This is a genomic window from Moorena sp. SIO3B2, from assembly GCF_010692525.1.
In the GTDB taxonomy this organism is placed as follows: domain Bacteria; phylum Cyanobacteriota; class Cyanobacteriia; order Cyanobacteriales; family Coleofasciculaceae; genus Moorena; species Moorena producens.
This window is the reverse complement of record NZ_JAAHHE010000230.1, coordinates 5881-10069: the sequence shown is the minus strand read 5'-3', so window position 1 is coordinate 10069 and position 4189 is coordinate 5881. Positions and strand designations below refer to the sequence as shown.

4 protein-coding genes and 1 pseudogene are annotated in these 4189 nt (G+C 42.2%); 3 read left to right on the top strand and 2 right to left on the bottom strand.

Annotated features, from left to right (window positions below; all coding sequences use genetic code 11):
* Positions 1–263: pseudogene (locus tag F6K38_RS29000) on the top strand (hypothetical protein); the annotation flags it as partial.
* Positions 264–535: 272 nt separating this feature from the next.
* Here the strand turns inward: F6K38_RS29000 and F6K38_RS28995 are convergent.
* The gene (locus tag F6K38_RS28995) at positions 536–1138 is read right to left on the bottom strand and encodes a type IV pilin-like G/H family protein (protein ID WP_008184668.1); all 603 of its coding nucleotides are present in this window, start codon (positions 1136–1138) and stop codon (positions 536–538) included.
* A gap of 337 nt (positions 1139–1475) precedes the next feature.
* Here F6K38_RS28995 and F6K38_RS28990 point away from each other — a divergent pair, with 337 nt between their 5' ends.
* Entirely contained in the window at positions 1476–1655 is a 180-nt protein-coding gene (locus F6K38_RS28990) for a hypothetical protein (RefSeq protein WP_044493278.1), read from the top strand.
* Here the strand turns inward: F6K38_RS28990 and mutL are convergent.
* Complete coding sequence (gene mutL / locus F6K38_RS28985) at positions 1652–3421, bottom strand: DNA mismatch repair endonuclease MutL (protein WP_287358526.1); 1770 nt, start codon at positions 3419–3421, stop codon at positions 1652–1654. The genes F6K38_RS28990 and mutL overlap by 4 nt on opposite strands.
* 536 nt (positions 3422–3957) lie before the next feature.
* On the opposite strand from mutL, the gene F6K38_RS28980 reads away from it, so the two are divergent.
* A partial coding sequence (locus tag F6K38_RS28980) for a hypothetical protein (RefSeq protein ID WP_287358523.1) occupies positions 3958–4189 on the top strand: 232 nt, incomplete at its 3' end.

The following is a 4189-nucleotide window of genomic DNA, read 5'->3' as shown; positions in this document are numbered from 1 at the left end:
TCAGTATTGCATTAGCGGTTGGTTTACTTACTGGGATAGTAGGTGGAACAGGACCAGTATTTGCTGGAGTTGTTTTAATTCAACACTTTACGTTACGTCTAATTCTCTGGTGGCAAGGCTATACTCCTTGGCATTATGCCCGCTTCCTTGACTACGCCACAGAACGTATCTTGTTAAGAAAAGTTGGGGGTGGTTATATCTTCATTCACCGCATACTGCAAGAACATTTTGCTCAAAGATATTCTGGAAACAGGGAACAGTGAATAGGGAATCGGGAATAGTGGCACAGGCTTCGACGCTGTGACGCTGACAGCTGATAGTTGATAGCCTCACAGTTGAATGCTTACAACACACCGAAAACTATCTCCTATTTTTTACTCAAACAACCATTTACGTCTAGTAGAAGCATTCTATCAGGTTCGTCTCATTCGTGCAGACCAACCATGGAATCAAGCAACAGAAACCCTCCGACGGGATCTTTGTGATCACTACCCTGTTTATGGACACTTTGAGTTCACGGCATCTTCTAGAGGAGTTATGAACAGTATTCTTTGGGATTAGCAAGAATCTTAAAAATAAGTGGGATGATTAACTTATTCAAATTATCCGTGTTGATATCTATAGGAATCTTAGGACAGGTCTTAGTCTGACCATCTTGTAAAAACACTACTCCTGCATAAGATTTCAGCTCAGGCTGTTTAGATAAACCTAACAAAACTGAACCATCTAATAATGGCTGAGAAGATAATACTATGTACTGGTATTGTTCAGTCTCATAAGAAAGTGAAAATCCTAATTCTTCTAGGGAATTAGCAAATTCTCCATTAGTGATATAGTATTCATGCTGAAGTTGTAGTAGATTCCGCACCCTAGTAATAGCTTCAACTTCTTTTGCTTTATTAGCTTGTCTAAGCAATGTAGGAAGTGCAATGGCAGACAAAATTCCTATGATAATAATTGCTACAAGCAACTCAAGCAGTGTGAAGCCTTGTTCCTGATTGCTAAAGTTCCAATCATTTTTAGAACGACCTAAACTACTAGGTTGCTGAGTTTTGAGCCAAATCGATAATCTATGGCGAGGCTTGCTCAACTTAAGTTGTTGTGGAAAACCTCTGGCTTGTTTTTTAGTAGACGACATAGTGTTTAAACCCTGACAACTATTGCCATTTTTTATTCATCCTGATTATAGAATTAATTGTCTACCCTCTAGCACCATGACTAAAGACACAATGTCTAGCAGTCATTATATATAGGGTTTATATTTGAGTTGTGAACATACTCCCAAACGCCAAGAAGCAAGAGGCAAAAGGCTAAAGGCAAGAGGGTAAAGAGATCTGAAGTGTATTGTCCAATAAAAAAATACCTCCTAGGTTTACATCTCATTTATAAACGCTATAGATATTTTCTATTCAGTCACTCCCTACACCGAATCGCCTTGGGCGAACAACTGCCTAACCTACCCTACACCGAACGCCTTGGGCGAACAACTTGATAACCTGCTAACCTACCCTACACCGAACGCCTTGGGCGAACAACTTGCTAACCTACCCTACACCGAACGCCTTGGGCGAACAACTTACCAACCTGCTAACCTTCAACTTGCCAACCTTCAACTTACCAATCTGCTAACCTTCAACTTACCAACCCTTACTTAAATCCCATGACTTTTTCCAATTACCCAATGACGGCGGAAAAAACGGGAAAGAGCAGACTCTTTTAAGGATAAATAAATAGGACGCCCGTGGGGACAAGTGCGAGGGTGCCTAGTCTTTTTCCACTGATCTAATAACTGCTGCATTTCTGACAAGCTCAGGGGGATGCCATTGCGAATTGCACTGCGGCAGGCAGTTGCTACTTGAGCGGTTTGTAAGTCTCCTCCTAAACTCAGCTCTAATAGGGCTTTGGCACAATCGTCTCGCTGACGCAACAGTTCTGGTGCATTCCGTACTGCCCACAGCTCTTCTCCAAAGGGGTCCACTTCTAAACCAATGCGCTGTAGTTGTTCCACCTGGCTAGGGGATAAGTGCTGGAGAATGATGGGAGGTTCTAAGGGGACTAACTGCCAGCGATCGCATAATTCTTCATACAACACCCGTTCATGGGCAATGTGCTGTTCAATTAACCAAATACCAGTAGGATGCTCGGCTACAATATACATATTATGAAGCTGAGCCATGGCTCGCAGTTGGATTAGCCCAATATCATCAGTTTTGTTATCAATTTTGCTATCAATTTTGCTATCAGTTTTGTCAGTAATTTCTTGAGTGTCTGGTATCAGTTCAATTGAACGACTAGTGGTGTAACCTCCTCTAGCTTCTGATGTTTTGAGTAACTGTTTTACCCTGTTGGAGTGAATGCTTTCTGGGAGATTGGCTGGGGTGATTCGCAAAGCGTGCTCGATAGCTTCAGCAACTTGCTCTTGCCAGTAAGATACGGAGTGTAAGTAAATTTCGGTCTTTGCTGGATGACGATTCCAGTCGATTTGACTCGGACAAATCCGCAGGTGCAGGAAACAAATGGGATAGCGATCGCGAGGCAAGGTTCGAGCTAATCCTGTGATCATGGTTTGTTCCAATTCATGCGATCGCACAATTCGTCCATTAGTCGCTACCTTTACCCAGTCTGGACGTCTGCGATGGCATCGATCCGGTAATCCTAACACTAGCTCCATCAAACCATTTCCGAGATTTCCCTTGGTGCTTTTATCCTGTTGTTGTTCTGTTGCCGAATCCGGTATGGGCACTTCTACCGTTAACGGCTGCAAATCACTTTCCTTTAACTGCTTGATAATTTGAGGCAGAATCTGTTGGGCAGTATGACCAGGACAAAGATTAAACCATGGACGTCCATTTTGCTCCACTTGCCAGCTAACCCTAGGATGACACAGAGCATGTTGATGAATAATGGTTTGGACAGCACGCAACTGTTGTGCCATCGGCGGTAAACCCTGGCGACGCACGGGCAATTTACCAAATAAATTAGACACTATCACAATCGTACCGGGTGCGATCGCAGCAGATTCAATCTGACGCAGTTGACCTTGGGAATTATAGATAACTCGCCACCCCTGACTATTTCCTGGACATCGGCTCAAAATTTCTAACTCTGCCACAGCCGCCAAACTATGCAACGCTTCCCCACGAAATCCCAAACTAGTAATCTTCCACAGATCATCACTACTACAGATTTTGCTAGTACTGTGGGCAAAAGCCGCTTTTTGCAAATTCTTCACCTCCATCCCTGTGCCATTATCTGCCACTCGTACCCGCCATTGCTCAGTCCACAGGGAAACAGTAATCCGAGTTGCCCCAGCATCAAGGGAATTTTCGATCAGTTCTCGCACCACTGCCGCTATTGAATCAATGACTTCCCCAGCAGCAATTAGATGAACTACGTTTTTAGGTAGGGTTTGAATAATCATTTCAGGGAATCGGGAATCGGGAATCGGGAATTGGGAATCGGGAATCGGGAATCGGGAATCGGGAATCGGGAATCGGGAAAAAATTGTACCTCATAAGTATGATAAACGCTATATAGTGAATTTTTAATTAATTTTGTATAAAACACAAAGGACAACAAACAATATTACTATAAATAATGTGATTAAACGGATTTACCTTAGTTCTATATAACCAACGTTATCCATAAGTTAAGAATTTGGAGTATCGCGTCAGTAATATCACTTCAGGAGTATCGCCTCAGGAGTAATTATAAATTATTTACCCAATAATTAGTAATTCATCAGCGTTTTATCAGCCATCCAATTTTCGATTATATCTCAACAATATTGAGAAGTATACTAATTCATTCATTATGGTTATTTATATTAACAATAAAACTGCAAATTTATGACCTATAATTTAAATTTAATGCTATAGTATGTTGTGTATATAATCAAAAGTATTGCTGATATAACATAACCCTAAAAAAACTCCGAATGAGTCTGATAATTGCTAGATGAGGTACAGTCAATTTTCTTCCCCCGACTCCCTCGGTGCGCTTTCCGTAGGCGAATTAAATTCGCCACGGGTCGCACCGCTCCCGATTCCCGATTCCCGACTCCCGATTCCCTACTCCCTACTCCCTAAGGAAACAATGAACCAACAACGACAAAAACCCCACTACTCAATATGTCAGGGATTCCGTATTCCCATGGGATTTCCGGTAACCTGTTTTGAATCTGGACTGA